The sequence below is a fragment of the Stenotrophomonas sp. YJH_SMC_4 genome (genome assembly GCF_059371575.1).
The window spans coordinates 336,369-360,021 of the sequence record NZ_JCAFUR010000003.1; the positions used below are offsets into that span (position 1 = coordinate 336,369).

Annotated in this window: 30 protein-coding genes and 1 pseudogene; 21 read left to right on the top strand and 10 right to left on the bottom strand. The window is 64.3% G+C overall.

Translation table 11 applies throughout. From position 1 onward, the window contains the following. Position 1 precedes the first annotated feature (1 nt). The 3 genes from AC5P9F_RS07710 to AC5P9F_RS07720 all read right to left on the bottom strand — a co-directional run bounded on the left by AC5P9F_RS07710 (position 2) and on the right by AC5P9F_RS07720 (position 1,381). Positions 2–313, bottom strand: a complete 312-nt coding sequence (locus AC5P9F_RS07710; RefSeq protein WP_495231923.1) for a winged helix-turn-helix domain-containing protein — start codon at positions 311–313, stop codon at positions 2–4. Beyond that, positions 310–840 (bottom strand): phage regulatory CII family protein, encoded by a 531-nt coding sequence (locus tag AC5P9F_RS07715; RefSeq protein WP_495231924.1) that lies wholly within the window; start codon positions 838–840, stop codon positions 310–312. Before AC5P9F_RS07715 ends, AC5P9F_RS07710 begins: the two co-directional genes overlap by 4 nt. Before the next feature lie 109 nt (positions 841–949). Continuing rightward, positions 950–1,381, bottom strand: coding sequence for a hypothetical protein (locus tag AC5P9F_RS07720; protein WP_495231925.1), 432 nt, complete (start codon positions 1,379–1,381; stop codon positions 950–952). A 72-nt stretch (positions 1,382–1,453) separates the two neighbouring features. On the opposite strand from AC5P9F_RS07720, the gene AC5P9F_RS07725 reads away from it, so the two are divergent. Then, positions 1,454–2,140, top strand: coding sequence for a LexA family transcriptional regulator (locus tag AC5P9F_RS07725; RefSeq protein ID WP_495231926.1), 687 nt, complete (start codon positions 1,454–1,456; stop codon positions 2,138–2,140). A gap of 79 nt (positions 2,141–2,219) precedes the next feature. Here the strand turns inward: AC5P9F_RS07725 and AC5P9F_RS07730 are convergent, their stop codons facing one another. After that, positions 2,220–2,960 (bottom strand): hypothetical protein, encoded by a 741-nt coding sequence (locus AC5P9F_RS07730; protein WP_099553138.1) that lies wholly within the window; start codon positions 2,958–2,960, stop codon positions 2,220–2,222. A gap of 475 nt (positions 2,961–3,435) precedes the next feature. Between AC5P9F_RS07730 and AC5P9F_RS07735 the strand changes: the two genes are divergently transcribed. The 12 genes from AC5P9F_RS07735 (at position 3,436) to AC5P9F_RS07790 (ending at position 9,056) form a co-directional block, all read left to right on the top strand. Beyond that, positions 3,436–3,630: a hypothetical protein gene (locus AC5P9F_RS07735; RefSeq protein WP_495231927.1), complete on the top strand. Its 195-nt coding sequence runs from the start codon at positions 3,436–3,438 to the stop codon at positions 3,628–3,630. Further along, the gene (locus tag AC5P9F_RS07740; protein ID WP_495231928.1) at positions 3,627–3,842 is read left to right on the top strand and encodes a hypothetical protein; all 216 of its coding nucleotides are present in this window, start codon (positions 3,627–3,629) and stop codon (positions 3,840–3,842) included. The genes AC5P9F_RS07735 and AC5P9F_RS07740 overlap by 4 nt, the downstream gene beginning before the upstream one ends. Beyond that, a complete protein-coding gene (locus tag AC5P9F_RS07745; RefSeq protein WP_495231929.1) occupies positions 3,839–4,138 on the top strand; it encodes a hypothetical protein in 300 nt (99 codons plus the stop codon). Before AC5P9F_RS07740 ends, AC5P9F_RS07745 begins: the two co-directional genes overlap by 4 nt. After that, on the top strand, positions 4,135–4,515 hold the full coding sequence (locus AC5P9F_RS07750) for a hypothetical protein (protein WP_495231930.1): 381 nt from the start codon (positions 4,135–4,137) through the stop codon (positions 4,513–4,515). Before AC5P9F_RS07745 ends, AC5P9F_RS07750 begins: the two co-directional genes overlap by 4 nt. A 63-nt stretch (positions 4,516–4,578) precedes the next feature. Next, complete coding sequence (locus tag AC5P9F_RS07755) at positions 4,579–4,962, top strand: hypothetical protein (RefSeq protein ID WP_495231931.1); 384 nt, start codon at positions 4,579–4,581, stop codon at positions 4,960–4,962. Positions 4,963–4,965: 3 nt separating this feature from the next. Continuing rightward, positions 4,966–5,178 (top strand): hypothetical protein, encoded by a 213-nt coding sequence (locus tag AC5P9F_RS07760; protein WP_495231932.1) that lies wholly within the window; start codon positions 4,966–4,968, stop codon positions 5,176–5,178. Between the two features lie 336 nt (positions 5,179–5,514). Further along, positions 5,515–5,721 (top strand): hypothetical protein, encoded by a 207-nt coding sequence (locus tag AC5P9F_RS07765; RefSeq protein ID WP_182680969.1) that lies wholly within the window; start codon positions 5,515–5,517, stop codon positions 5,719–5,721. Then, positions 5,718–6,305, top strand: coding sequence for a hypothetical protein (locus tag AC5P9F_RS07770; protein ID WP_212560772.1), 588 nt, complete (start codon positions 5,718–5,720; stop codon positions 6,303–6,305). The genes AC5P9F_RS07765 and AC5P9F_RS07770 overlap by 4 nt, the downstream gene beginning before the upstream one ends. Further along, on the top strand, positions 6,302–6,610 hold the full coding sequence (locus AC5P9F_RS07775) for a hypothetical protein (RefSeq protein ID WP_495231933.1): 309 nt from the start codon (positions 6,302–6,304) through the stop codon (positions 6,608–6,610). Before AC5P9F_RS07770 ends, AC5P9F_RS07775 begins: the two co-directional genes overlap by 4 nt. 11 nt (positions 6,611–6,621) lie before the next feature. Beyond that, the gene (locus AC5P9F_RS07780) at positions 6,622–6,840 is read left to right on the top strand and encodes a helix-turn-helix transcriptional regulator (protein ID WP_065183319.1); all 219 of its coding nucleotides are present in this window, start codon (positions 6,622–6,624) and stop codon (positions 6,838–6,840) included. 161 nt (positions 6,841–7,001) lie between these two features. Then, complete coding sequence (locus AC5P9F_RS07785) at positions 7,002–8,492, top strand: hypothetical protein (RefSeq protein WP_133050682.1); 1,491 nt, start codon at positions 7,002–7,004, stop codon at positions 8,490–8,492. A gap of 81 nt (positions 8,493–8,573) precedes the next feature. Continuing rightward, a complete protein-coding gene (locus tag AC5P9F_RS07790; protein WP_033833022.1) occupies positions 8,574–9,056 on the top strand; it encodes a hypothetical protein in 483 nt (160 codons plus the stop codon). 13 nt (positions 9,057–9,069) lie between these two features. On the opposite strand, the gene AC5P9F_RS07795 is transcribed toward AC5P9F_RS07790, so the two are convergent. Next, entirely contained in the window at positions 9,070–9,531 is a 462-nt protein-coding gene (locus AC5P9F_RS07795; protein ID WP_043035469.1) for a methyltransferase family protein, read from the bottom strand. A gap of 153 nt (positions 9,532–9,684) precedes the next feature. On the opposite strand from AC5P9F_RS07795, the gene AC5P9F_RS07800 reads away from it, so the two are divergent. The 7 genes from AC5P9F_RS07800 to AC5P9F_RS07830 all read left to right on the top strand — a co-directional run bounded on the left by AC5P9F_RS07800 (position 9,685) and on the right by AC5P9F_RS07830 (position 15,965). Next, positions 9,685–11,706 (top strand): esterase/lipase family protein, encoded by a 2,022-nt coding sequence (locus AC5P9F_RS07800; RefSeq protein WP_099497831.1) that lies wholly within the window; start codon positions 9,685–9,687, stop codon positions 11,704–11,706. Positions 11,707–11,790: 84 nt separating this feature from the next. After that, positions 11,791–12,663, top strand: a complete 873-nt coding sequence (hchA, locus tag AC5P9F_RS07805) for a glyoxalase III HchA (RefSeq protein WP_059034103.1) — start codon at positions 11,791–11,793, stop codon at positions 12,661–12,663. A 5-nt stretch (positions 12,664–12,668) separates the two neighbouring features. Next, a complete protein-coding gene (locus tag AC5P9F_RS07810) occupies positions 12,669–13,373 on the top strand; it encodes a PA1136 family autoinducer-binding transcriptional regulator (protein ID WP_049397841.1) in 705 nt (234 codons plus the stop codon). Between the two features lie 86 nt (positions 13,374–13,459). Continuing rightward, positions 13,460–13,696, top strand: coding sequence for a hypothetical protein (locus AC5P9F_RS07815; RefSeq protein WP_024956430.1), 237 nt, complete (start codon positions 13,460–13,462; stop codon positions 13,694–13,696). 59 nt (positions 13,697–13,755) lie between these two features. Then, positions 13,756–13,983, top strand: coding sequence for a hypothetical protein (locus tag AC5P9F_RS07820; protein WP_223846394.1), 228 nt, complete (start codon positions 13,756–13,758; stop codon positions 13,981–13,983). Positions 13,984–14,121: 138 nt separating this feature from the next. Beyond that, on the top strand, positions 14,122–14,973 hold the full coding sequence (locus AC5P9F_RS07825) for an endonuclease/exonuclease/phosphatase family protein (protein ID WP_043035472.1): 852 nt from the start codon (positions 14,122–14,124) through the stop codon (positions 14,971–14,973). Positions 14,974–15,008: 35 nt separating this feature from the next. Continuing rightward, positions 15,009–15,965, top strand: a complete 957-nt coding sequence (locus tag AC5P9F_RS07830) for a toll/interleukin-1 receptor domain-containing protein (protein ID WP_080334826.1) — start codon at positions 15,009–15,011, stop codon at positions 15,963–15,965. Positions 15,966–16,015: 50 nt separating this feature from the next. Here the strand turns inward: AC5P9F_RS07830 and AC5P9F_RS07835 are convergent, their stop codons facing one another. Continuing rightward, a complete protein-coding gene (locus AC5P9F_RS07835; RefSeq protein WP_049395953.1) occupies positions 16,016–16,279 on the bottom strand; it encodes a hypothetical protein in 264 nt (87 codons plus the stop codon). A 139-nt stretch (positions 16,280–16,418) separates the two neighbouring features. On the opposite strand from AC5P9F_RS07835, the pseudogene AC5P9F_RS07840 reads away from it, so the two are divergent. After that, positions 16,419–16,794: pseudogene (locus AC5P9F_RS07840) on the top strand (VOC family protein). Between the two features lie 41 nt (positions 16,795–16,835). On the opposite strand, the gene AC5P9F_RS07845 reads toward AC5P9F_RS07840, so the two are convergent. The 4 genes from AC5P9F_RS07845 to AC5P9F_RS07860 form a co-directional block, all read right to left on the bottom strand. Continuing rightward, positions 16,836–18,257: an efflux transporter outer membrane subunit gene (locus AC5P9F_RS07845; RefSeq protein ID WP_099497830.1), complete on the bottom strand. Its 1,422-nt coding sequence runs from the start codon at positions 18,255–18,257 to the stop codon at positions 16,836–16,838. Next, positions 18,251–18,988, bottom strand: a complete 738-nt coding sequence (locus tag AC5P9F_RS07850) for an SDR family oxidoreductase (protein ID WP_005409112.1) — start codon at positions 18,986–18,988, stop codon at positions 18,251–18,253. Before AC5P9F_RS07850 ends, AC5P9F_RS07845 begins: the two co-directional genes overlap by 7 nt. A 64-nt stretch (positions 18,989–19,052) precedes the next feature. Continuing rightward, the gene (locus AC5P9F_RS07855) at positions 19,053–22,226 is read right to left on the bottom strand and encodes an efflux RND transporter permease subunit (RefSeq protein ID WP_099497829.1); all 3,174 of its coding nucleotides are present in this window, start codon (positions 22,224–22,226) and stop codon (positions 19,053–19,055) included. Between the two features lie 112 nt (positions 22,227–22,338). Continuing rightward, entirely contained in the window at positions 22,339–23,562 is a 1,224-nt protein-coding gene (locus tag AC5P9F_RS07860; protein WP_005409110.1) for an efflux RND transporter periplasmic adaptor subunit, read from the bottom strand. Positions 23,563–23,653 lie beyond the last annotated feature (91 nt).

Below are 23,653 nucleotides of genomic sequence, written 5' to 3' on the forward strand. Positions count from 1 at the left end.
GTCAGAGCCCCAGCGTCAGGTTCTCGCCCGGCGCAACCGGCCACCAGGTGCATGCGGGCTTGCCGGTGGTTGCGCACGGCGCGGTTGGGCCGCGCCAAATGCGTCCCTCGCGGGCCAGCTCAGGCAGTCGGCGACCCAACATGTGGCGATCATGGCCAGTCAGCGTCGACAGGTGCAGGCTGCTCTGGCCAGGATGGCGGATCACCGCAGCCTCGGTCTTGGCATGCTGGACACGAAGGGAACCGCTTTCAGCGAGCGCGGCGGCGGCAATGTGACTGGACTGCGGATCAGTGGAGCGGGCCGGGTGGTTCATTGGCGTGCCCTCCCCTTCGCTGCAGCGCGCGACACGTTACGGATCAGCCGGTGTGCCATCGTGATGAGCGAGTTGGCCTCTTCCACCATCAGCTTCGCTTCGTCGCTGTCGATATGGCGATCGGCCATCGCGTCCACGGCGGTGCCAGACAAGCGCCCTACTCGTGTGGTGATCTCCAGCAGCTTGGTCTGGATGGCCCCGATCTCGTCCGACCAACCACCCTCCGGCGGCGGCGGAACCGTGGCGACGGCCATGCCGAACTGGCCCGCCAGCGCCTGCATCCAGTCCAGGGCGTAGTCGTTGCCGCCCGCCTTCTCCTGCATCCATTCGGTCAGCAGTTCGGCGATCTCCATCGTCACCGATTCGCCCTCCAGCCCGCGCAACTTCGCGCGCAGCGTCTCCGGGTGCATGGACTTGCCGCGGCGGTCGGCCAAGAAGGCGGCTGCATCCACGACACCACCGGGCGTCTTGCGCACGGAGTTGTAGAGAACGTCGAGCCAGTTGAGTGCGGATGTACGGCAGGTCATGGGTCACCTTGGAGAAGGCTGTGTTTCAAGGTTTCGGGCTGGGCCCGGGTGGCGCACGATGGGCGCCATGGAGATCAACAAGTCAGGGACGACGGCCAGGGACGGTCTTTCAGGCGGTGTCGACGGGCCCAATGCGGTCGGCGTCGGGATCCTCGTTCGCGGGCTCGGCGGCGGCCTGTGGCTCAGTACCGAGCAGGCGCTGGATCTGCGGCAGTGCGGGCAGAACGCCCTCCTCCGGCCAAGCCTCCACCTCTTCCGCAGGAAGCTGCAGCAAGGTGGCCAGGTGCTTGTCGCTGGCCATGCCGAGCTTGGTGCGCAGCGCGCGCTTGCTCATTTGGCTGTCGACCAAATGGCGTACAGCCGCGACGCGGGATCCCGCGAAGGCTTCAGGTCGCAACAATTCGAGGAACTGCCGGCGCGCTGGCGGGATACCGTTGGCACGCCACTCACTGACAGACGGCGGCTTGATCCTGCAGATGCGGGCCACCTCGGTGGTGCCACCCAAGCGGTCGATGATCTCGGAAGCAGTAAGGTTGTCCATTCGTCAAGATTAGGACTCGCTAATGATCCAGTCAATAGCCAGTCCTAATTCGATTGCAGTTAGCCTTTCCTAATGACTACTCTTGCCGAACGCCTGACGCTCGCAATCGAGCACGCGCAGATCACCAAGGCCGAGCTCGCCCGCCGGGTTGGCATTTCCGCTCCCAGCGTCAATGGCTGGTTCAGTGGAAAGGCCAAGTTCCTACGAGGTGAAAACTTGTTGGCCGCTGCCAAGGCGTTGGGGGTCAGCGAAGCCTGGCTGGCCACTGGCAAAGGATCGATGTATAGCGGGGTGCAAGAGCAGCCCGTCTCATATGTCGCGGAGATTGAGACGCCACCCGGCTATGTTCGCTTCGACTTGTTCGAAGGGGGTGCGGGAATGGGCGCAGGGATGGTCAACCAGGACTACCCAGAGGTGGTGAAGACCATCGAGGTCGCAGAATGGGAAGTCCGCAGGAAGCTCGGTTACCTACCCAAGCCAGGCAGGATCCAGATCATCACCGGCCGCGGGCCGTCGATGAAACCCAAGCTCGAAGACGGCGACATTGTCTGGATCGACACCAGCTGCGACTACTTCGATGGTGATGACTACTACCTCATCAACATCGGTGGCGAGACGCAGATCAAGATGCTGCAGAAGCGCGGCGACGGCCTGTACGTGGTGAGCGTCAACACCGACTTCCCCCCGTACCGGCCAGATCCTGGCGACGTGAGCATCTTGGGCAAGGCACTGATCCATGCGGGTCTGCGGAAGTTCTAGATGGCCCTACAAACAGAAAGGCCCTGCATCTGCAGGGCCTTTCTGTTTCCTATGGCTTAAAGCGCCTAGAGCGTTCGACCTAGTCGTTCGCAGCTGCTTCTAGCTGATGGATCCGCTGAATCGCTTTGGTGAGCTCGTCGTGTTCTTGCTCAGTCCACTCCTGAGCAGGCACACCTGTTGGAGCTGACAGAGCAAATGCGCCGGACGCAGTGGCGTTGTCGAGGTAATCGGCCGGCAAGTCTGAGAGCTTGGTCTGACTTTTCGTCCTGATGTTCATCACATTCCCATCCGTCTTGAGTTTCTGATAGAGCTCGTCGACAGACATGTCGACGTAGTTGAGGTTCGTTGCACCGTCGCGGAAGTTCACGTAGTTGACGCGACCGCCGGTACACGGGTCGAACATCGAGGCTGTCGCAATGCATCGATCGCTGCAGCCGTGCTGCGAGTAGCAGTTGTTGGCGTGATTGCGGCCACTTCCTGCGAAGCGTGCATCGTCGCCATGGTTAGCGTACTCACCACGGGTGAAGAACGTCTGAAACCCTTCCTTGACCACGATAGTCAGATGAATCGTGTCGAACTTTCCGTTGCCGAGCTGGACCAAGGTTGGCGGATACGGAAGAGTGAGTGCGTTGGAGAACCAATCACGCCAAACGCGGATTAGATGAGCGTTCCCTGCACAAATCATCACGATCTGGCCGCGATCAACAATCTTCTCGAAGCTGGTGTCATCGACGTAGAAGAGCTCATCGCCCTTCTGAATAGACCAGCGTGAGTCGCTTGCAACACGCGAATTTCGCTTGTCAAGAACGTTAGTTGTCATTCTTCCGTGAATCCCCTGGTAAAAAAAGGCAGGCCCACACCGGGCCCACCTATTCACATGCGCGAATAGTAGGTGTGAAACCCCCTGTTTCACAATCTCCATCACCCTTCATCAACTTCAACTGTCAAGACTTTCCGATGGACGGAAATCCAGTGTGGACAGTTCTGTGGGTAGTCTCATAGAAATCATGAGACTGGCTAAAATTCCTTCACACCAACTCCATTTGCGCCAGCCCCCACAGGGCAAGCTGCGACGTAGCCATTCCACTTCCATTGCGAACCAGCGCAGTGTCCCAGCCTGGCTCAGCCGTATCACTTGCAGGGGTGGTCGCTCATCCGGCCCACAGAGTCTTTGCATTAGGAACTCCGTTCAGAAAAATATTAGCCACTCCTATTGACTGGATGATTAGCCACTCCTAATCTAACCCAGTCGCCCAACACCACCCCATCCCGGGGCCGGGCGCAGGAGATCACGCATGGCCACGCTCGCTCTTGGCGTCTTCAAGGACCTCACCCCAGCCGCCTTCGCACTGCTCCCGCTGGGCCGGGTGAAGGCCCAATTCGGAAACGTAAGCGTCCAGATGGATGCCAGCGAAGCCGAACAGCTCGCTCACCAGCTGCAGGCTGCAGCCAAGCAGCTCCGCGCTGCGCTCCAGGGCGAAGCCGCATGAGCGCCGCCCTCGCCCACCACTCCAACGCTCAGCGCGCCGCTGCAGCCGCAGGCATCGTCGCCCGCGCCGGGCGTCGCTGGGGCCTCCTCCCCTACCAGGTCGTCGTCGCCGCCAGCTTCGCCGCCAATGCCGTCCTTCGGCAGGGCAAGAGCGCTGCAGGTGCTGTTGCCGCCGCTCGCCGCGCAGCGCGCGCGCAGGCAGGTGCTGCATGAACGCACCCACCGCGCCGAGCTTCGCCATCATCGAAGTTCCAGCCTTCGGCATGCGCCTGCGCGTCATGAAGGATGAAGGCGGCTGGCAAATTTCAGCCTGGCGACGCACTCAAGGCAGAAAGGCCATGGTGATGTTCGCGGCAACAGATGCGGCACCGACCTTTACCGAGGACGACGAGGACCCCTGCGTTGTTGCAGGCCGCACCTACATTTCACTGCCCGCTGCGAGCCAGAAGAAGCTGCAGGCGTTCATTGCCTCCGTCGAGGGTGCAAGCGCCCAAGGCGGTGCTGCATGAACGCTCTGGCCACCACCACGGTGAGGAAGAACCTTCTGGAACGAGAGGGCTACACGCCCTACTGCGGCGAAGCGCTGATTTGTACGGCAGGCCTTCCACGAACCACCTGGGACGGCGCGCAGTTCCGCTGCCGCTGTGGCTGGCGGTCGGAGTTCCCAGCCGACTTCATCGCTGCATACAAGGCCAAGTGGGGCATCCCTAGGGAAGCCTCGACCCAACCGGACTTCTTCGCCGCCATGGCCGTCGGCATCCCGCCCATCACCCCGCCAACCCGTATCAACCGCGACCTGGCCACCGGGGCCGATACCAACGCCGTGGCCACGGTCGGCGCCGACGCCACGCCCACTGATCCCCTGCCCTGCGCTCTCCCCATGTAGCGCAGGGAACCCGCGCCGGCCGGGTTCCAACAGCCGGCAACCCATTCCACATCGAGATCTGCCATGACCACTTCTGTCGTTGTCGATTTCCACACCGAACCCGAGTTCCCCAAGCTGGACAACGGCGAGCGCCCGAGGATCGAACTGATCCGCGAACAGGTCGCCAGCTACGTCGAGGGATACACCGTGGCCAAGGGGCACAAGCCCGCACGCATCGTTCTGCAGGCCCAGGACCTGATGCACTGCCAGCGAAGGGTACGGGCTCGCATGCAGAAGCCCCATCGCGATCAGGCAAAAGCCGAGTGGCAGGAGCGCCGCAAAGCCGGGGCGAAGGAGCGCTGGCGCGACGCCAAGCCCGAGCCCGTTGCTCTGGACGGCATGACCTGGTGCGGCATCCCCATCGAAGGCGTCGGATACAGCCGCCACCGCACCGTCGACAAGCACTGACCCATGGCCAAGCCGGTCCAGATGGACATTTTCGATGACGACCCAGCGCGCGAGCCCGCCGCGTGGCGTGTTCAGGCGGAAGAGTCGCTGAGGCACTTCCAGTTCCCCGAATCTATCCGTCTGGAACGGCACGCCTACTACCTCGGCGTTGCCGAACAACTTGAAGCCAGGGCGCGCGGCGCGCGCTCCACCAACAGCAAGGACATGCAGGCATGAGCGATGCCAACAAGATTGCGGCGCCGGCGAGCGCTATGTCAGTACCAGCTCGAGCCCATCAGATCGCTAAGCAGAGCTTCGGCTTTCTCCATGGCGTCCTTCTGCGAAGTCACCGGAATGGCCAAGCCGGTCTGACTGGGTCCATAGATCACGTGGATAGCAGTCACCTCGCCCCTGCCGGGGCCATCGGTAGCTACACGGACCGTCACGTCTCTTCCCCTGATCTTGAAGTTCCAGTACTCGTGCCATCGCGCTCGCTCGACCACTTAATTGCCCTGTCACAACCAACCCATTCCTCAGCATACAAGACCTCGCCGGCGTGGAGCGCGTCGTTCAATGACTGACCAGCTGCTCACCGCTGCACAGGCCAAGCACACAGCGCGCGTACTGCTGACCGAATGCCGGGCACGCCGACACGGCCTCGGCTTCTGGTTCGCCTTCAACGCTGCACAGCGCGCGCGCCTCCGCGCCGCTACCCCCGCATCGCCGCCTGCACAGCTGCGCGCTCCGGCGCAGGCTGCCCAACTGGACCTGTTCGCATGACCGCACCACTGCCCATTTCCCCGGCCACGGCTGTCGAGGCCACCAAGGCATCGTCGCCTGTCGCCGCGGTTGTCTCTGCCATGCGTCGCATCGACCCCGCCGGCGGTCCCGTTGCCGCCGACCAGGTGCGCGCCTGGGCCGATACGTTGATGACCGCGCTCTACACCGCGCAGCCTGTGCGCTGGGAGTACAGGCTCAAGGGCGACTTCGCGCCAGGCTGCTGGATGCAGGCCGACGCAGGGCACGTCTACGGCGCCCACCAGCGTGGGCTCGTTGTCCGCGCCCTGTTCGAAACCCCACGCGTGATCCAGCCGGAGAAGCTGCACCAGTTCAGTGGACGCGTGTGCGTCCGCTGCGGCGACAGCGAGGATTGGGCCGGCCCGGATTGTGAGCCCCTGGTCCGGAAAGTCGACCCGCGCAAGCGCCTACCCGTCGAACCGAGCTGGTTCCTCGAACCACTGAAGTGGATCCGGGACGCCGGCCCGGCTCCGGTCAGCGCGCACGAACGCCGCCGCAGGGCTACCGAAGCCACCTTCCTGATTGAACAGCTCGAATCCCACATCGAGGAGTGCAACAAGCCATGACCCAGGAACATATCAGCCACCCGGAAGGGTTGCCGAACTGCGCCGCCGGCCACCGCGCGCGCCACATCCACGACAAGCGCTGCGCCTCCGCCGGCGGTGGCCACCTGGTCGAGTGCGCCTGCAGGTCGACCAGCAAGCATGCCGCCCCCGACGCAGCCATTGCGGCATGGCGCCGCTTGAACCGCCCGCCGCGCAGCGCGCGGCCGGCAGCGGCGGCTGCGGCGGCCGACAACGTCCTGCAGTTCCAACTCGGCCTGGCCGAGCGCAAACCCAAGACCCAGCGCGCGGCGCTGGTGTCGGTCTGAAGGAGGACACCGTGGCTACCGAGCCGCTCGTTTTCATCAAGATGCCAGAGGTCAAGCGCCGCACGGGCCTGGGCAAGACCACGATCTACGACCGGATCAGCGCTGGCACCTTCCCGGCGCCTGTGCCACTGGGCGGTAACGCAGTAGGCTGGATCGAGGCTGAGGTAGACGCCTGGCAGGCCGCCCGTGTCGCCGAGCGAGATGGAATTGAACCCGCCAAGGCTGCATAGAGTGGGGGTATTGCTGGGGGTATCGAGTTCGGACACCAGCACCAACCACCCGCGCCATCAACAACTTACGTTCACATTGCGGTAGGGCCCACCTCCACCATCTGTATGGCCTGTCGAGGCCGCAAGAAGCCGGATCTCCCGTCAATGGAGTTCCGGCTTTTTTGTTTTCCGAGGATGGCGCTTCCTCTGCTGTCCCGACATTCCCCGATGCCACCCGCATCGGGAGCCAGTCACAGAAGCTGAGATCCGGATCCAGTAGAGTCCCTGCGTCACACGACGTGACCCGAAACCTGAAAGGACATCAGATGAAGCGCATCACACTGTTTGTGGGCTTGGCCGTGGCGTTGGCACTGGGGCAGGCTTCCGCTGCCACGCCAGGCTCCCGCTATCTGCAGCTGGCCGCTGACCAGCGCGTACAACCCGGCACGGCAACCCTGCTTTCGAGCACCATCGATCTGAACGCCCCTGGATGGGTATATGTGCAGTCGGATGGACGGTACTTCCCTGGCGGCCGCTCTGCCGCCAACGCCTACATCACCATCAACGGTGAGGTGGTCTCCAACGACAGCTACATCGACTGGCGGCAGTCGACATCGGCCCAACAGCACTCCTTCAATGTCATCGGTGCCAAGTACCTGCCCGCCGGACACCATACGGTCAACCTGGCCGGACAGGCCATCGGTTCGGCCGTCAATTTCGGCTCCGCCAGCAACCTTTCCGTGCTCATCACATCTGCAGGCTCGGTAACCAACAGCAGCCTTCCGAGTGACACCGCGCAGCTGGACTTCAATACCGTCGGCAGCCCTGAAGGAATGGCGTTGCAGGCCAAGGATCGCAAGCTGCTGATGACTGCCCAGGCCGGCAATCCCGGTGGCCCCATCGTGGCCATGGCTTCCGGCCGCGCGTTCGCATGGGGCAACTACGGCGATGGCATGATGGGAATTTTCCTGAACGAGCAGGAGCCCGGCATCGAATCGATGACCTGGTCGATCAATGACATCTTCAGTGGCGCAGAAACGCAGGCTCCCTTCTATTCGCAAGGCCTGTTCGTCAATCCGCCGGCTTACAGCACTGTCAGCTTCGTCGCGTCCGAATCGCCGTACTACCAGCCGCAGGACGCCAACACCAACAACGTAAAGTACAAGTTCGGCGCCAACTCCCGACTGGTGACGCTGTCCAACGGCTTTGGCGTGGTCGGAAAGGGGTTGAATCCTGGATTCAACTACGCCGCCGCAGGCCCCTACCGCCGCTTCGCCTATGTCTGCGTCGGGACCAATGGCTTCGCGCCGGGCTGTCCGTCAGCGGGCTCGCAGGTGGTCATTGGCGAGGGCCAGGTCTGCATTCCGCAGGGGCACAACGGCGTGGTGCTTTTCTCGACAAAGTCCCGCGTGCAGGGTGACCCGAACGACGGTGGCGGAAGCGTGTTCCTGTTCCTGAAGATCGATGGCCAGCAGGTGGGCAGCCTCGGCACCCAGCAGTTGGGCTCCAGACCGGACTCGGTCAGCACCCGTACCATCTCCGCCAGCTACCTGAGCGCGGGATCGTCCGCGCTGGGAACGGGCTGCCACACCGTGCAGGCCGTGGCCCAGGTGCTAGGAGATTTCCGCCACATGTCGCTCAATGCCGACATGCCGCTGGTCTGGTTCGACTGACCCATCACGCCGAATGTGGCCGGTGGCCGGGATCTGTTCGCCCCGCCACCGGCTATCCCGCGACACATTAAAGGATCTGCCATGAAAGCTCCCGTCGCTCTCACCCTGTTCCTCGTCACCCTCGCCGCACCCCCAGCCACGCACGCCGCGGCACCGGCCATCGCGCCCCCCGGCACCGCCACGCTGGAAGCCCTGCTGGCCTGCAAGGCCGGCTCGGACTTCAGCGAGGCCGACGCCATCGATGCACTCCAGGCCGCTGGCCTGGCCAGGAAACCGGGTGGCACCTTCGAGCCGGAGGACAAGCCGGTCGCCCTGTTCGGCGGCACCGTCACCAGTGCCGATGTGAACGTGGCCGAGGGCGAGAAGAGCCTCTTCGTCTACTTGAACGGCGTTGACGCCACGCATCTGGCCAAAGCGTGGTCAGTGAACACGGTCAACGAACACGCCAACACGCAGGAACCTTCATACGTGAAGACCATCGACAAGCGCCACACCCTGCACGTGATCGCAGGCGATGACTACGAAGGCTATTCCGCTGCCGTCAAGTGCCAGATTTCTCGATAACGGGTGAAGCCCGCTACAGCCAACGCCGCACACGTTGGCGGAACATCGGATACACGTCGGGGAAGCGGGCCAGCAACGCCCGCTCTTCCGGCATGATCTGCAACCAGGTGATGTAGAGCACGAACAACGGCACAGCCAGCAACGCGATCGTGTTCTGCAGGTACAACATTGCGCCAGTGAGGATCGTTGCCTGGCCCAGATACATCGGATTGCGCGTGTAACGGTACATGCCGCGCGTGACCAGCGCGCTTGATGCCGAAGGGCGCAGCGGATTGACCGTGGTGCGCGCCCGCTGGAACGCAAGCTTCGGCAGCAGGTTCAGCGCCACACCGATCGCCATCACCCCGCCTGACATCAGCGCCCGCATCGGCAGTGGCAAGACCGCCTCCGGCCACAGTCGGCTCCCAAGCCAGCCGATCCCCGCGCACAGCAGCATCACCAGCGGCGGCGGGATCCGGGTCTCAAGCCACGTCATCGCAGTCCCTGCATAACTCCATTCACCCCAGTGTCACACGGAACCGGCTGAATCGCTTGGATAGCAGCGCCTGAGCGCCCCAAACCGACCGCCCGGTATCTTCCGCTTTGACAGGCCGACCGCTAGAGTGGCGCCACCGCGCAGGAGGATCGTATGGCAACCACGGGCTTGGGCTTCATCGGCCGCACGACCCTCATCATCACTGTGCTGCTCACCCTGGGCGGCTGCGCCACGTTGCGCCAGTTCGGGCCGTCGGTGCAGGTGGCCTCGGTCACGCCCGGCCAGTACATCGCGCTCAAGCGCGGTGACATCCTCACTTCCGGCAAGCTCAGCGCGGCGACCACGGAGACCTTGCGGGTGGCCGGCCTCGATGAAGGCGTATGCGCCAAACCGGGCCTGCCCTGCATCGAGGCGATGGAAAGCAGCATCGTGGTGCGCGAGGAAGACAAACGCTCCAGCCTGGCCGAGTTGTGGCTGCAGTATGCGATGACCCTGCCGGCGCCGAAGCGTGAGTACTCGGCATCCGGCCGCGCCAAGAGCGCGATCACCGAGCTGGATGCCGATTTCCAACCGCGCCTGGATGCGTGGATGCAGGTCGCGCGCCAAGCCTATGCGTATCTTTTCTTCACCGAGCGCACCGCCAACCAGCGCGGCTTCGAAGATCGCCAGACCCAGGTGCGCGACTATTACAACCTGGCCGTGCAGGAAGCCTCGGTACAGCTGTACGACGCCTATGCCACGGGCCGCGTGCACGGCCAGGCCAGCCACTTCCAGCTGGGCCGCTGGACCTTCGTGCTGGCCCCTTCAGGCGAAGCATCACCGCTGGATACGCGTACCCCTACCGAACTGGTACCGGCGGCCTCGCTGTCGTTCACTGGCACGCTGCGCAGCGTGCATCGCCGCGATGGCTTCGGTGCCGAGCTGGTGGCGGTGATGAACGATCCGGCTGGCAGCACGGCCACCGCGCCTTCGGCAGCGACGCCCGCCGCGCAGGCAAGCACCTCGGCCGCGCAGAGCTGGAGCGAGATGCCCTCCCCTTCGATGACGGTGCTGCTGCGCTTCTCGGGAAAGAACCTGTGGGAAGTGCTGCACGACGACGAGCCTGAGCTGGAGATCCACGATCCCTACCAGGTCACGGAAGTCACCCTGCATGGCCAACAGGTTCCGCTGGCCGCGAACTTCACCGCCGGCTATGCGTTGTGGCTGGCCCGTTCCAACTTCAGCCACCAGTCGCTGCGCTCGCTGTTCGGTGGCAAGGGCGGCATCGACACGCCGCACCTGTACATGATGCAGCCCTACGATCCGAACCGCCGCGTGCTGCTGATGATCCATGGCCTGGCCAGCAGCCCGGAAGCCTGGGTGAACGTCGCCAACGAACTGATGCGCGACGACGAGATCCGCCAGGACTTCCAGGTCTGGCAGTTCTACTACCCGACCAACATGCCCATCGCGATGAGCCACGATGCGATGCGTCATACACTGTCCGAAGTGCTCAAGCATTTCGACCCCAGCGGCAAGGCGCAGGCTTCGCATGACATGGTGCTGGTCGGGCACAGCATGGGTGGCGTGATCGCGCGGCTGATGATCTCCTCTTCCGGCGATCATCTGGTCGACACCCTGCTGGAGACTGCGCAGATGACGCCGGCACAGCGTGAACTGCTGCGTACCAAGGGCGCACCGGTGCTGACTTTCCTGCCGGAACCGGAAGTATCGCGCGTGGTATTCATCGCCACGCCACACCGCGGCACCGACGTGGCGGGCACCCGCCTGGGCCGCTGGATCGGTCGCCTGGTGCGATTGCCGCTGACCGTGCTGGAAGACGTCGCCACCATCGCCAACGACGGCCAGATCTACCGCAATGATGGCAAGCACGGTTACCAGATGAACAGCATCCAGAATCTGGACAAGGACGATCCCTTCGTCCGCGCGGTGGCCGACCTGCCGATGTCGCCGAAGGTGCACTACCACTCGATCATCGCGCGCGCCAAGGCCGATGGTCCGCTGGAAAAGACCGACGACGGGCTGGTGCCCTACTGGAGCTCGCACCTGCCGCACGCGGATTCGGAGAAGGTGATCGTATCCGGGCACAGCGTGCAGGAAGCCACGCCGGCCATCGTCGAACTGCGGCGGATCCTGCATGAAGACATGCAGCAGCATTCGGCCACGGTGAAGTAGCTGCGCGCGGCTGAGGGAAAACCCTCATCGCACGTACGCATCAGCCCTTCTATGCTGGATCCCACCACCCCACCGGAGGTCCGCATGAACACGCAAGAGCCCAGCCGCCAGCCCAGCCCCGACCCGGCCGAGCGCGACGCCTTCTTCCCGTCGCCGTACTCGCTGTCACAGTTCACATCGCCCAAGAGCAACCTGTCCGGTGCCGACTATCCCGACGCGCGCCGCGATGGCCGCTGGAAGGTGCTGATGATCGCTGCGGACGAACGCTATCTGCCCACTGCCAATGGCCACCTGTTCTCCACCGGCAACCATCCGGTGGAAACCCTGCTGCCGATGTACCACCTGGACAAGGCCGGCTTCGACATCGATGTGGCCACGCTGTCCGGCAACGCCGCCAAGTTCGAGTGGTGGGCGTTCCCGCGTGAGGACACGGAGATCGGTGGACTGTACGAACGTTACGAGTCGCGCTTCCGCCAGCCGCTGCCGTTGGATGAGGTGGTGGCAGGCCTCGATGCCGCATCGGATTATGCCGCCGTGTTCATTCCCGGTGGCCATGGCGCCCTTATCGGACTGCCGCAGAGTCGCGCGGTAAAGGCAGCCCTGCACTGGGCGATGGCCGAGCAACGTCACATCATCACCCTTTGCCACGGCCCGGCCGCATTGCTGGCCGCAGGCGTTGACGAGGCCGATGGTGGTTCGCTGTTCCGCGGCTACCGCATCTGTGCCTTCCCCGATGCGATGGACCGGCAGACGCCGGAGATCGGCTACATGCCCGGGCAGCTGCCGTGGTTCTTCGGCGAGCGCCTGGCGCAGCAGGGCGTGCAGATCGTCAATGACGGCATCGATGGCAGCGTGCTGCAGGATCGCCTGCTGCTGACCGGCGACAGCCCGCTGGCCGGTAACGCGCTGGGCAAGCTGGCCGCACGCACGCTGCTCGACGCACTGGCCGGGCGCTGACCCGGATGAGCGAACTGGTGCAGGCGTTGCTGGAACTGGAACGCGCCCGCTCACTGAGTGCGGTGGGCTCCGTACTACGCAGCATCTCTGCACCGCTCGGCTACGACCGCGTGCTGGTGTTCGCCACCGGCACGGGGTTGGAGCGCGGTACACAGCGCGTGTACTGGATCGAGGGCGACTGGTTCGGCGACGGCAGCAGTACCGACCTCGCGCGCTACCTGCACGCCTGCCCGGTCAATCGCCACGTACTGGACAGTGACGCGCCGTTCTTCTGGAGCAAGCGCCAGGGTGTTCGCGGCGAACGCTATCAGGTGGTGAAGCAGCCACGTGGTGAAGGCCTGCACGGTCTGCAGGTGCCGGTGTTCGGCACCACCGGTCTGGAAGGCGCGATCAGTTTTGCCGGGACAGCGATCGATGCATCGGCCAGCGCGCGACTGCAGCTGGAAGCTGCTGCAGCTGCAGCATTCCGTGCCGCTCGCCATCTGGCCGAATCGCCTGCCGAGCTTTCGGGAAGCGCACTGAGCAACCGCGAGCGCGAAGTGCTGCGCTGGGTCGCCGCTGGCCGTCGCCAAGCTGAGATCGCGGCCACGCTTGGGCTTTCCACGCGCACCGTGGAGAACCACCTGCGCCACGCGCGGCAACGGCTGGGTGTGGCGACCACCGCGCAGGCAGTGCGCGCTGCCAGTCGGCGCGGCGAGATCGAAGACTGATCACGGCGAGACACTTCCGGCGGCCTGGTTCGCGTGTTACACACGCCATGCGCATGTGCGCGATTGCAGAAGCAAGGATGATGCTTATGAAACTGCAACTGGCCGCGATGGCCGCATTGATGTTGGCATTGGGTAGTGTGGTACCGGCAACCGGCCACGCGGCCGGGTCCCCCGGATCGACGACCGATTGCGTGCCCGTAAGACTTGGGCCCAACCTCGTGCATCAGCGCTGCACCGTCACCCGCACTCTGGCAGACGGCACCGTTCTCACGTCGGTGTACTGGATAGACGAGAACGGTCAGTGGTACCTCCCGGCAGACTGATCTGCATCGGACACCGACTACGACTCCAAGGAGTGTGATCAATGACGCTGCACAATCGAATGACCGCTTTTTCTTTCGCTGCAGTAGTTGCACTTGCCGCCCTGGTGCCCTCGCCGCCGGCGAATGCAGCCGAAGAGGTCGGCCTGCAGGAGGAGTGCGTGCCCTTCCGCATCAGCGGCAACGTGTTCCACCAGCGTTGCACGTTGTACGTGGTCCATGACGACGGCACCCGCGTAGTCAGCGACCACTACAACCGCGACGAGAACGGGATGATCTACGACCCCTGATCGGGCAAGGGGCATCTGCCGGGCGGAGCGTCCAGCGCCCGTCCGGCATCTCCCAGTCGCCCATCCCGGCATACCGCTGCCCTCGCCTTCCATGGCATGCTTCATGAAACCGTTTTCATGGAATGGAGGGATTCCACGATGTTGTCGCGTTTCCGTCGCCCCGCGCTGTGTGCGCTGCTGGTGCTTGCGCTGCCTGCCGTCGCCTGGGCTGCTGCACCGGCGCCACTGAAAGTAATGTCCTTCAACGTACGCACCCCGGCCGATACCGAACCGGGCAAGCGCTGGCCCGACCGCCGCGATGCCATGGTCAAGGTCATCCTCGATGCGCACCCGGCTGTGATCGGCACCCAGGAACTGGTGAAGGAGCAGGCCGACTACCTGTCCGAACACCTGCCCGGCTACCGCTGGTTCGGCGAAGGCCGCCGTGGTGGCAGCGGTGACGAACACATGGGCGTGTTCTACGACAGCAAGGTGCTGGCCATCGAGGAGTCCGGCAACTTCTGGTTGTCCGATACACCCGACGCACCCGGCAGCATCACCTGGGGCAACCTGTACCCGCGCATGGTCACCTGGGCCCTGTTCCGCCGCCTGGACGATGGCCGTCGTTTCTATTTCATGAATACCCACCTGCCCTACCGCGACGAGGATGAACCGCGCCGGGTGAAGGGTGCCGAGCTGATCGGCAAGCGCGTGGAAGCCCTGCCGGCCGATCTGCCGGTGGTCCTGACGGGTGACTTCAACAGCGAGCCCGGTGGTGACACCTACAAGGCATTCACCCGCCTGCTGCAGGACACCCGTACCCAGGTGAAGGTTCCGCAGGGGCCACGCCTGACCTTCCACGATTTCACCGGCAAGGCCACCGTGCAGCTGGACTGGGTGCTGGTGCGTGGCTTCCATGCACGCAGCTTCCTGACCGATGACCGTCGCATCGACGGCGTGCTGCCTTCGGATCATTTCCCGCTGGTGGTCGAGCTGGACTGGCCTGAGTAGAATCCGGTCGAATCCAAAACAATCATACTGACTGAATGGACACACCTTGGCGCGAAGATGCATCTGTCTTCATTTCTTACGCTTGGGGCGGGCAATTTCATGCAAAGGAATGGATCCGTAGCGACATTGTCCGCAACTTGGATTGGAAGTATCGAGTCTTTTGGGACAGGGACAGCGTCGGTTTTGGTCAAAACATCGACAAGCTGATTGAACGCGCGTTTGCGGAACGCCCACTGATCGTTTTCTGCCTTTGTGACAGCGACTTTCTCTCGGCCATGTCGAGACCCGGCTCAGGATTGAATCGCGAACTGGCTATGCTGGAGAAGCACGTGGATCAGTCCGACGTGCGAATCGTCCCAGTCATCCTCGATGCTGAAGCCCGCACAGCACTCCCTCCTGTTCTACAAGGACGAGCATACCTGGATCTCACCGAACTGCATTCGGAGAGCATTCCATTGGGTGAATTTCTGCTCGCGGCAACCGATGGATCCACGCAAGCCCAGATTACACAGGGGGTACGGCAGCGTCTCGAGTATCACGCACTGAGCAAACGTGCACTTTGCTGGCTTCAGCACCACGGAGTGAGATTTACCGGCTCAGCGAGAACCCATGAAGTTCTCTACAACGGCAGGCTCCTTACGCCACCAGACTGGATGTACGAGAGCCCCGACTGGAACTACATGATTCACGATGACAACGAGGACTTCTGTCCGGCAAAGGGTCGCTGGCTCTGGGACCATAGCGGTCCTTCTCTCGCGATGCGGGCCCTGGGAACTGCTGTTGCTTCGGTGCTGTTCCTTGACCGTTCAAGGCCGGAGCTGCATGGAGCATTCAATTCAGCCGGCTCCGTTCTTGCTGAAAAATTTTTCTGCTACATCAAGTCCCATGAATCATTTCATGTTGATGGAGAAGAGATCATTAGAACGTTACTGAATAGTTCCGATGGCTACCGCGTGATGTCGCGTCTATTCCCACCTGCAGGCCAAGTGTAATTCTGGAAGTGTGGCCATTGCTTCGTTCAGGATCTCAATGCGGTGCAATCTCAATGCCGCGGCTGTCGCGACATCAGCCGGTACAGCGCCTGATGCTGGTTGCGTGCCTGGCAGATGCGGGCACCGACCGCCAGAAACACGGAGATGCCGATCAGGCCCAGCCCCAGCATCTGGTCCGGCAGGCGCATGAAGCCGATCGCAGCCGCCATGGTAGCCAACACCATCAGCACTACGACCGCTACCGACAGCCCTGCGCCAGGCGGTCCCGGATCACCAAACAGCATGCGCTGGGTATCACGTTTGTCGTCGCTCATCGCCTTCCCTCCCGGAATCTGCCCCACTAGTTACACCGCAGGCCCCGGTTCTGGCAGAGTCAGAAACGTCATGACTGTGACAACGTCCACAGCACGCGACGCGCTACCCTTCCTCCATTCCCGATCTGCGGAGGACGTCATGGCGCACCAGAGCCGTCTGGCCGGATTCATCATCGACTGCCAGGACACGCCCGCTGACGAAGGCGCACGCTTCTGGGCGGCCGCACTCGGTCTGCAGGCGCAGCCGTCGTATGGCGAAGATGGCGCCGAGTACGCCGACCTGCAGGGCGCACCCGCGGGCCTGAACGTGGAAGTGCAACGTGTCGCTCACCCCTCACGGGTGCACCTGGACATCGAGAGCGACGACATCGATGCCGAGGCAGATCGACTGGAAAAACTCGGCGCGCCGGATCGGCTTCGTCAAACGCTGGTGGGTGATGGAAGCACCCACCGGCCATCGCTTCTGCATCGTGCGCATGCGCGAGCGCGACACACCGGCCAATCACTGGCCCTGACAGAAGAAAGGGACGGAAGCCACTGCTTCCGTCCCCTGCGGTTACTGCACCTGCGCCACGCTCGGCGGCTGCGGTGATTGCCCCCAGCCACCCAGCGCCTTGTACACGCCCACCACGCTGACATTGACCTCGGACTCAGCCGCCGCCAACGCATCGTCGGCCGCCAGCTGCGTGCGCTGCGCATCCAGCAAGGTCAGGAAGTCTTCCGAGCCCTCGCGGTAGCGGATCTGCGCCAGCGACTCAGCCCGGCGTGCCGCCTGCGCCTGCTCGACCACGATCGCCAGCCGCGCCTGCTGCTTGGAATAGCGGGTCAGCGCGTTCTCGGTGTCTTCCAGCGCCAGCAGCACGGCCTGCTCATACTGCGCCGCCACGCCCTCGGCTTCAGCCTTGCTGGCACGCAGGCGTGCACGCACGGTGCCGAAGTCGAACGCGGCCCAGCTCAGCGACGGCGTCAGCGACCAGGCCTTGTTGTTGCCATTGACCAGGCCACTGGCGTCGCCGCCAAGGAAGCCGACGAAACCGGACAGTGACAGCCGCGGGAACAGGTCCGCAGTGGCCACGCCCACCCGCGCGGTGGCAGCGGCCAGGCGACGCTCGGCCACGCGCACGTCGGCGCGTTGGCGCAGCAGCTCGCGGGTATCGCCCAGCGGCAGCGCCTTGGCAAATGCCGGCACGTCGTGCGGCGCAAGCATGGCGGTCAGCGTTTCCGGACGCTGGCCCAGCAGAACCGCCAGGCGATTGCGCGACTGCGTTTCGGCCACTTCCAGCAGCGGGATATCGGCCTCGATCGCCTTCAGCCGGGCGCGACTGCTCTGCACGTCCAGCTCGCTGCCGGCGCCCAGCTCCCAGCGCGCCTCGGTCAGCTTCTGCGTATCGCGCAGGTTGACCAGGGTGTGCTGGGCCACCGCGATGCGCTTCTGCGTACCGCGCAGCTCGAAGTAGTTGCGTGCCACTTCGGCGGCGACCAGTACCTGCGCATCGGCCAGGTTGGCCTGCTCGGCGTCCAGGTCGGCGCGCGCGGCTTCTGCTGCACGGCGCTTGCGGCCGAACAGATCCAGCTCCCAGCCGGCATCGAAGCCTAGCTGGTAGCTTTCACTGAACACCCGCTGCCCACCCAGCTGCGGATCGGGTTGCTTGCGGCGGTCGTAGCTGCCGCCCGCGGTGATGTGCGGGGCCTGGTCGAAACGGCTTTCGACGAACACCGCACGGGCCTGGCTGACGCGGGCCACGGCCACGCGCAGGTCCAGGTTGTCCGACAGTGCGCCGTGCACCAGTTCTTCCAGCACCGGATCATCGAACTGCGCCCACCAGCTGGCCACCGGCGAGGTAGTGCTGAACACCGGCTGCTGCGCCGCCTGCAGCACCACCGGTTCCTGCACCGGCGCCTTGTAGTTCGGGCCGACGCTGACACAGCCCGCCAGCACCAGGCTGGAGACGGCCATCGCCAACGTGCGGATCACCATGGCAGCACCTCACCCAGGTAGGTGAAGCTGCCGCTGGCACCGGATTCACCGATGAGTGCCATTTCCACGCTGGACCGCGCCCCTTCGCTGATTTCGATCTCGCCGTTGCCGCCGTTCATGTCGGTCTTGACGTAACCCGGATGCACGGTATTGACCTTGATCGGCGTGTTGCGCAGTTCGTAGGCCAGGCTCAGGGTCCAGCTGTTCACCGCGGCCTTGGAGGCGTTGTACGCCGGAATCTTGAAGTCATAGATGCCCGAGGAGGGATCCGCGTGCAGGGTCTGCGAGCCGAGCATGCTGGACACATTGACGATGCGGCCGGACTTGGCCTGCTTGACCAGCGGCAGGAAGGCCTGGGTGACCGCCACCAGCGCATACACGTTGGTGTCGAAGGTGCGCTTCCAGGTCTCGAGCGATTGCTCCGACGGCGCCTGCGCGGGATTCTCGATCATGATGCCGGCATTGTTGACCAGGATGTCGAGGCGGCCATGGCGCTGGCGTACCTGCTCGACCGCTTCGGCGATGCTGGCCGCGTCGGTCACGTCCAGTTGCAGGGCTTCAACCGGCAGGCCTTCAGCCTGCAGCTTCAGCGCCAGCTCAACGGCGGTCTCACGCTTGCGACCGGCCAGCAGCGTGTGCACGCCCGCCTGGGCCAGCTGGCGCACGGTTTCCAGGCCGATGCCACGGGTGGCGCCGGTGACCAGCGCGATCTTGTTCTGATGGGTATTCATGGATGCATGCCTTGTGAGGGGGAAGCCGCCGCCGGCCATTGACCGGCGGCGACGGGGTTCCATGTCAGTGGTGGTGGATGGTCGGCTCGCCGTGCTGCACCAGCTGGCCACCACCGTTGCGGGTGACGAACTTGCGCAGGGCCACGTAGAACACCGGGGTGAGGAACAGGCCGAACAGGGTCACGCCCAGCATGCCGGCGAACACGGTGATACCGGTCACCGAGCGCACTTCGGCACCTGCACCGTGCGACAGCACCAGCGGCACGGTGCCGGCGATGAACGCGATGGAGGTCATCACGATCGGGCGCAGGCGCAGGCGGCAGGCTTCCAGCGCAGCTTCAACGATTCCCTTGCCGCCCATCTCCAGTTCTCTGGCGAACTCGACGATCAGGATCGCGTTCTTGCACGCCAGGCCCATCAGCACCACCAGGCCGACCTGCACGAACACGTTGTTGTCACCGCCGGTCAGCCAGACGCCGAACAGCGCGGACAGCAGGGTCATCGGCACGATCAGGATCACCGCCAGCGGCAGCGACCAGCTCTCGTACAGCGCGGCCAGCACCAGGAAGGCCAGCATGATCGCCACCGGGAACACGATGAAGGCGGCTTTGCCCTGGGTCGCCTGCTGGTAGCTCAGGTCGGTCCATTCGGTGGTCATGCCCACCGGCAGCACCTTGCCGGCGATCTCGGTCAGCTTGGTCATCGCCTCGGCCGAGGACAGCAGGCGCGGGTCGGCTTCACCGGCCAGGTCCGCTGCCGGGTAACCATTGAAGCGCAGCACCGGGTCCGGGCCGAAGGTCTGCTTGATGGTGACCATCGAACCGATCGGCACCATCTCGCCGCGGTCGTTGCGGGTACGCAGCTTGCCGATGTCCTCGACCGTCTCGCGGAACGGACCGTCTGCCTGGGCGATCACCTGCCAGGTACGGCCGAACTGGTTGAAGTCGTTGACGTAGGCCGAACCCAGGTAGGTCTGCAGGGTGTCGAACAGTTCGGTGAGCTGCACGCCCTGTGCCTTGGCCTTGACGCGGTCGACCTCGGCATCCAGCTGCGGCACGTTGGCCTGGTAGCTGGAAATCGGGAAGGCCATGCCCGGCGTCTGCGCCACGGTGCCCTGCATCGCCTGCACCGCATTCTGCAGCGCGCCGTAGCCCAGGTTGCCGCGGTCCTCGATGAACATCTGATAGCCGTTGCCGTTGCCCAGGCCGAGGATCGGCGGCGGCATCATCGCGAAGGCGAAGCCTTCCTGCAGGCCGGCGATCTTCTGGTTGATCTCGGCATTGATCTGCGCAGCGGTACGGCCATGACGCTCGGCGAAGGGCTTGAGCGGAATGAACGCCACACCGGTATTGGGCGTATTGGTGAACTGCAGCGCGTTCAGGCCCGGGAACGAGATGGTGTGGGCCACGCCATCGGTTTCCTGGGCGATCTTGGCCACCTTGCGCAGCATTTCATCGGTACGCGCGATCGACGAACCTTCCGGCAGCTTCACGCCGGCGATCAGGTACAGCTTGTCCTGGGTCGGGATGAAGCCCGGCGGCACCAGCTTGAAGATCACGCCGGTACCGACCAGCAGGATCGCGTAGACCACGAACACCGCGCCACGACGGCCGAGGATGCGGGCCACGCCACGCTCGTACTTCTCCGAGCTGGACTTGAAGAAGCGGTTGAACGGGCGGAACACCCAGCCGAACAGGCGGTCGATCAGGCGGCTCGGGCCATCCTTCGGTGCGCCGTGGGCCTTCAGCAGGCGCGCGGCCAGGGCCGGCGACAGGGTCAGCGAGTTGATCGCCGAGATCACCGTGGAGATGGCGATGGTGACCGCGAACTGCTTGTAGAACTGGCCGGTGACACCGGACAGGAACGCCATCGGCACGAACACGGCACACAGCACCAGCGCGATCGCCACGATCGGGCCGGACACTTCGCGCATGGCCTGGTGGGCCGCGGCGGTGGGCGACAGGCCTTCCTCGATGTTGCGCTCGACGTTCTCCACCACCACGATCGCGTCGTCGACCACGATGCCGATCGCCAGCACCAGGCCGAACAGGCTCAGCGTATTGATCGAGAAGCCCAGCAGGTACAGCGCGGCGAAGGTACCCACCACCGACACAGGCACGGCGATCAACGGGATGATCGAGGCACGCCAGGTCTGCAGGAACAGGATCACCACCAGCACCACCAGCGCGATCGCTTCCAGCAGCGTGGAGACCACGGCCTTGATCGAGTCGCGCACGAAGATGGTGGTGTCATACACCGCTTCGTACTTCACGTCGGCCGGCATGGTCTTCTGCATCTCGTCCATCGTCGAGATGACCTGGTCACGGATTTCCAGCGCGTTCGCACCCGGCGACTGGAAGATGCCGATACCGACCGCGTTCTTGCCGTCCAGCTGCGAGCGCAGGGTGTAGTCACCCGCACCCAGTTCCAGGCGGGCCACGTCGGACAGGCGCACGATCTCGCCATCGGTGCCGCTCTTGAGCACGATGTCGCCGAATTCCTTTTCGGTCTTCAGCCGGCCCTGGGCATTGATCAGGGTCAGGAACTTGCTGTCCGGCAGCGGTTCGGCGCCGAGCTGGCCGGCCGACACCTGCACGTTCTGCTCGCGCATGGCGCGCACCACGTCGCTGGCGGTCAGGCCGCGCGAAGCCACCTTGTCCGGATCCAGCCAGGCGCGCATGGCGTAGTCGCCACCACCGAAGATCTGCGCATCACCAACGCCCGGAATGCGCGCCAGCGCATCCTTGACGTGCAGGCGGGCGTAGTTGCGCAGGTACAGGGTGTCGTACTTGCCTTGCGGGGAGGTCAGGTGCACCACCATCAGGAAGGTCGGCGACTGCTTCTGCGTGGTCACGCCCTGCCGGCGCACGTCCTCGGGCAGGCGCGCCTGCGCCTGCGCCACGCGGTTCTGCACCTTCACCGCCGCTGCGTCCGGGTCGGTACCCGGGCGGAAGGTGACGGTCATCTGCAGCACGCCGTCGGAACCGGCGACCGACTTCAGGTACATCATGCCTTCGACGCCGTTGATGGCTTCTTCAAGCGGCGTGGCGACGGTCTCGGCGATGACCTTGGGGTTGGCGCCCGGATAGACCGTGCGCACGACCACCGACGGCGGCACCACTTCCGGGTACTCGCTGATCGGCAGGATTGGAATCGTGATCAGGCCTGCGGCAAAGATCACGATCGACAGCACCGCCGCGAAGATCGGCCTGTCGATGAAGAAACGGGAAAAGTCCATGGAGGAATTCCTGGGAAAGGCATTCGGCGGGCAACAGCCACCCTGCCCCTCGCCGAAATGACGAAGGCAGGGAAGGCTGCCGCTGGCGCCGGCAGCTAAGCGGGGACGCGGATCAGTGCTTCAGGGCGGCGGTGGCATCGCGGCCCGGTGCCGGCGCCGGCTGTGGCTGCATCGCCACCGCCTTGGCCTGCACCGGCATGCCCGGCATGAAGACCTTCTGCACGCCGTCGATGATCACCTTGTCGCCCGCAGCCAGGCCGTGTTCGACAATGCGCAGGCCATCAGCGGTGCGACCTAGCTGGATGTCGCGGCGCTGGGCCTTGCCATCCTTGTCGACCACGTAGACATACTTGCGGTCCTGGTCGGTCAGCACGGCCTTGTCATCGATCAGCAGCGCCTGGAACTGGCCGCTGCCGAGCAGCTGCACGCGGGCGAACAGGCCCGGCGTGAACTGGCGGTCGGCGTTGTCCAGCAGTGCGCGGACGCGGATGGTGCCGGTGCTGCGGGCGACCTGGTTGTCGAGGAAGTCGACCTTGCCCGAGTGCGGGTAGCCCTCTTCGCCGGACAGGCCAACCTTCACCGGCAGTTCGCTGTCACGCTCGCTCGGGCGCTCGCCCTTGCGTGCCATCTGGGCGTAGCGCAGGAAGGTGCTTTCGTCGGCATCGAAGTAGACAAAGACGGTATCCAGCGAGACCAGCGTGGTCAGCACGCTGGCACTGTCGCCGGCGGTGACCAGGTTGCCGGCGGTGACCATCGCGCGACCGGCACGGCCGTCGATCGGTGCACGCACCTTGGTGAACTCCAGGTTGAGCCGGGCCGCGTCCAGCGCAGCCTGCGCGGCCTGCACGGCGGCACCGGACTGGTCGGCGGCCGCGCGACGCTGTTCGGCGGTCTCGGTGGAGATCGCCTGCTGCTCGGACAGTCGCTTGGCGCGCTCGGACTCGCTGCGGGCCAGCGTGGCCTGGGTGCGGGCGCGGGCCAGCTCGGCAGCCGCTCGATCGTACTCGGCCTGGTAGCTGCGCGCGTCGATGGTGAAGAGCACTTCGCCCTTCTTCACTTCCTGGCCTTCGACGTAGTTGACCTTGTCGATGTAGCCGGACACGCGCGGGCGCAGTTCAACGCTCTGCACCGCTTCGACGCGGCCGCTGAACTCGTCCCACTGGCTGACCTGCTTGACCAGTACCGGCGCGGCGCTGACCTGCGGCGGCGGCGGTGCACCGGCTTCTTCGGCGTGGCCGCCGCTGCAGGCCGCAAGCACGGCTGCGGCGAGGATCGACACGCCGACCATCGCAATGCGATGGCCGAAACGATGTGGGGTGGTATTGGGGGAAGTCATGGCATGCATCCGTACGGAGGGGTGGTACAGCTATACGAGAACGTGTTGCAAAAATCGGCGGCGTATCCTGCGACCTCAACCATGGTCGAGG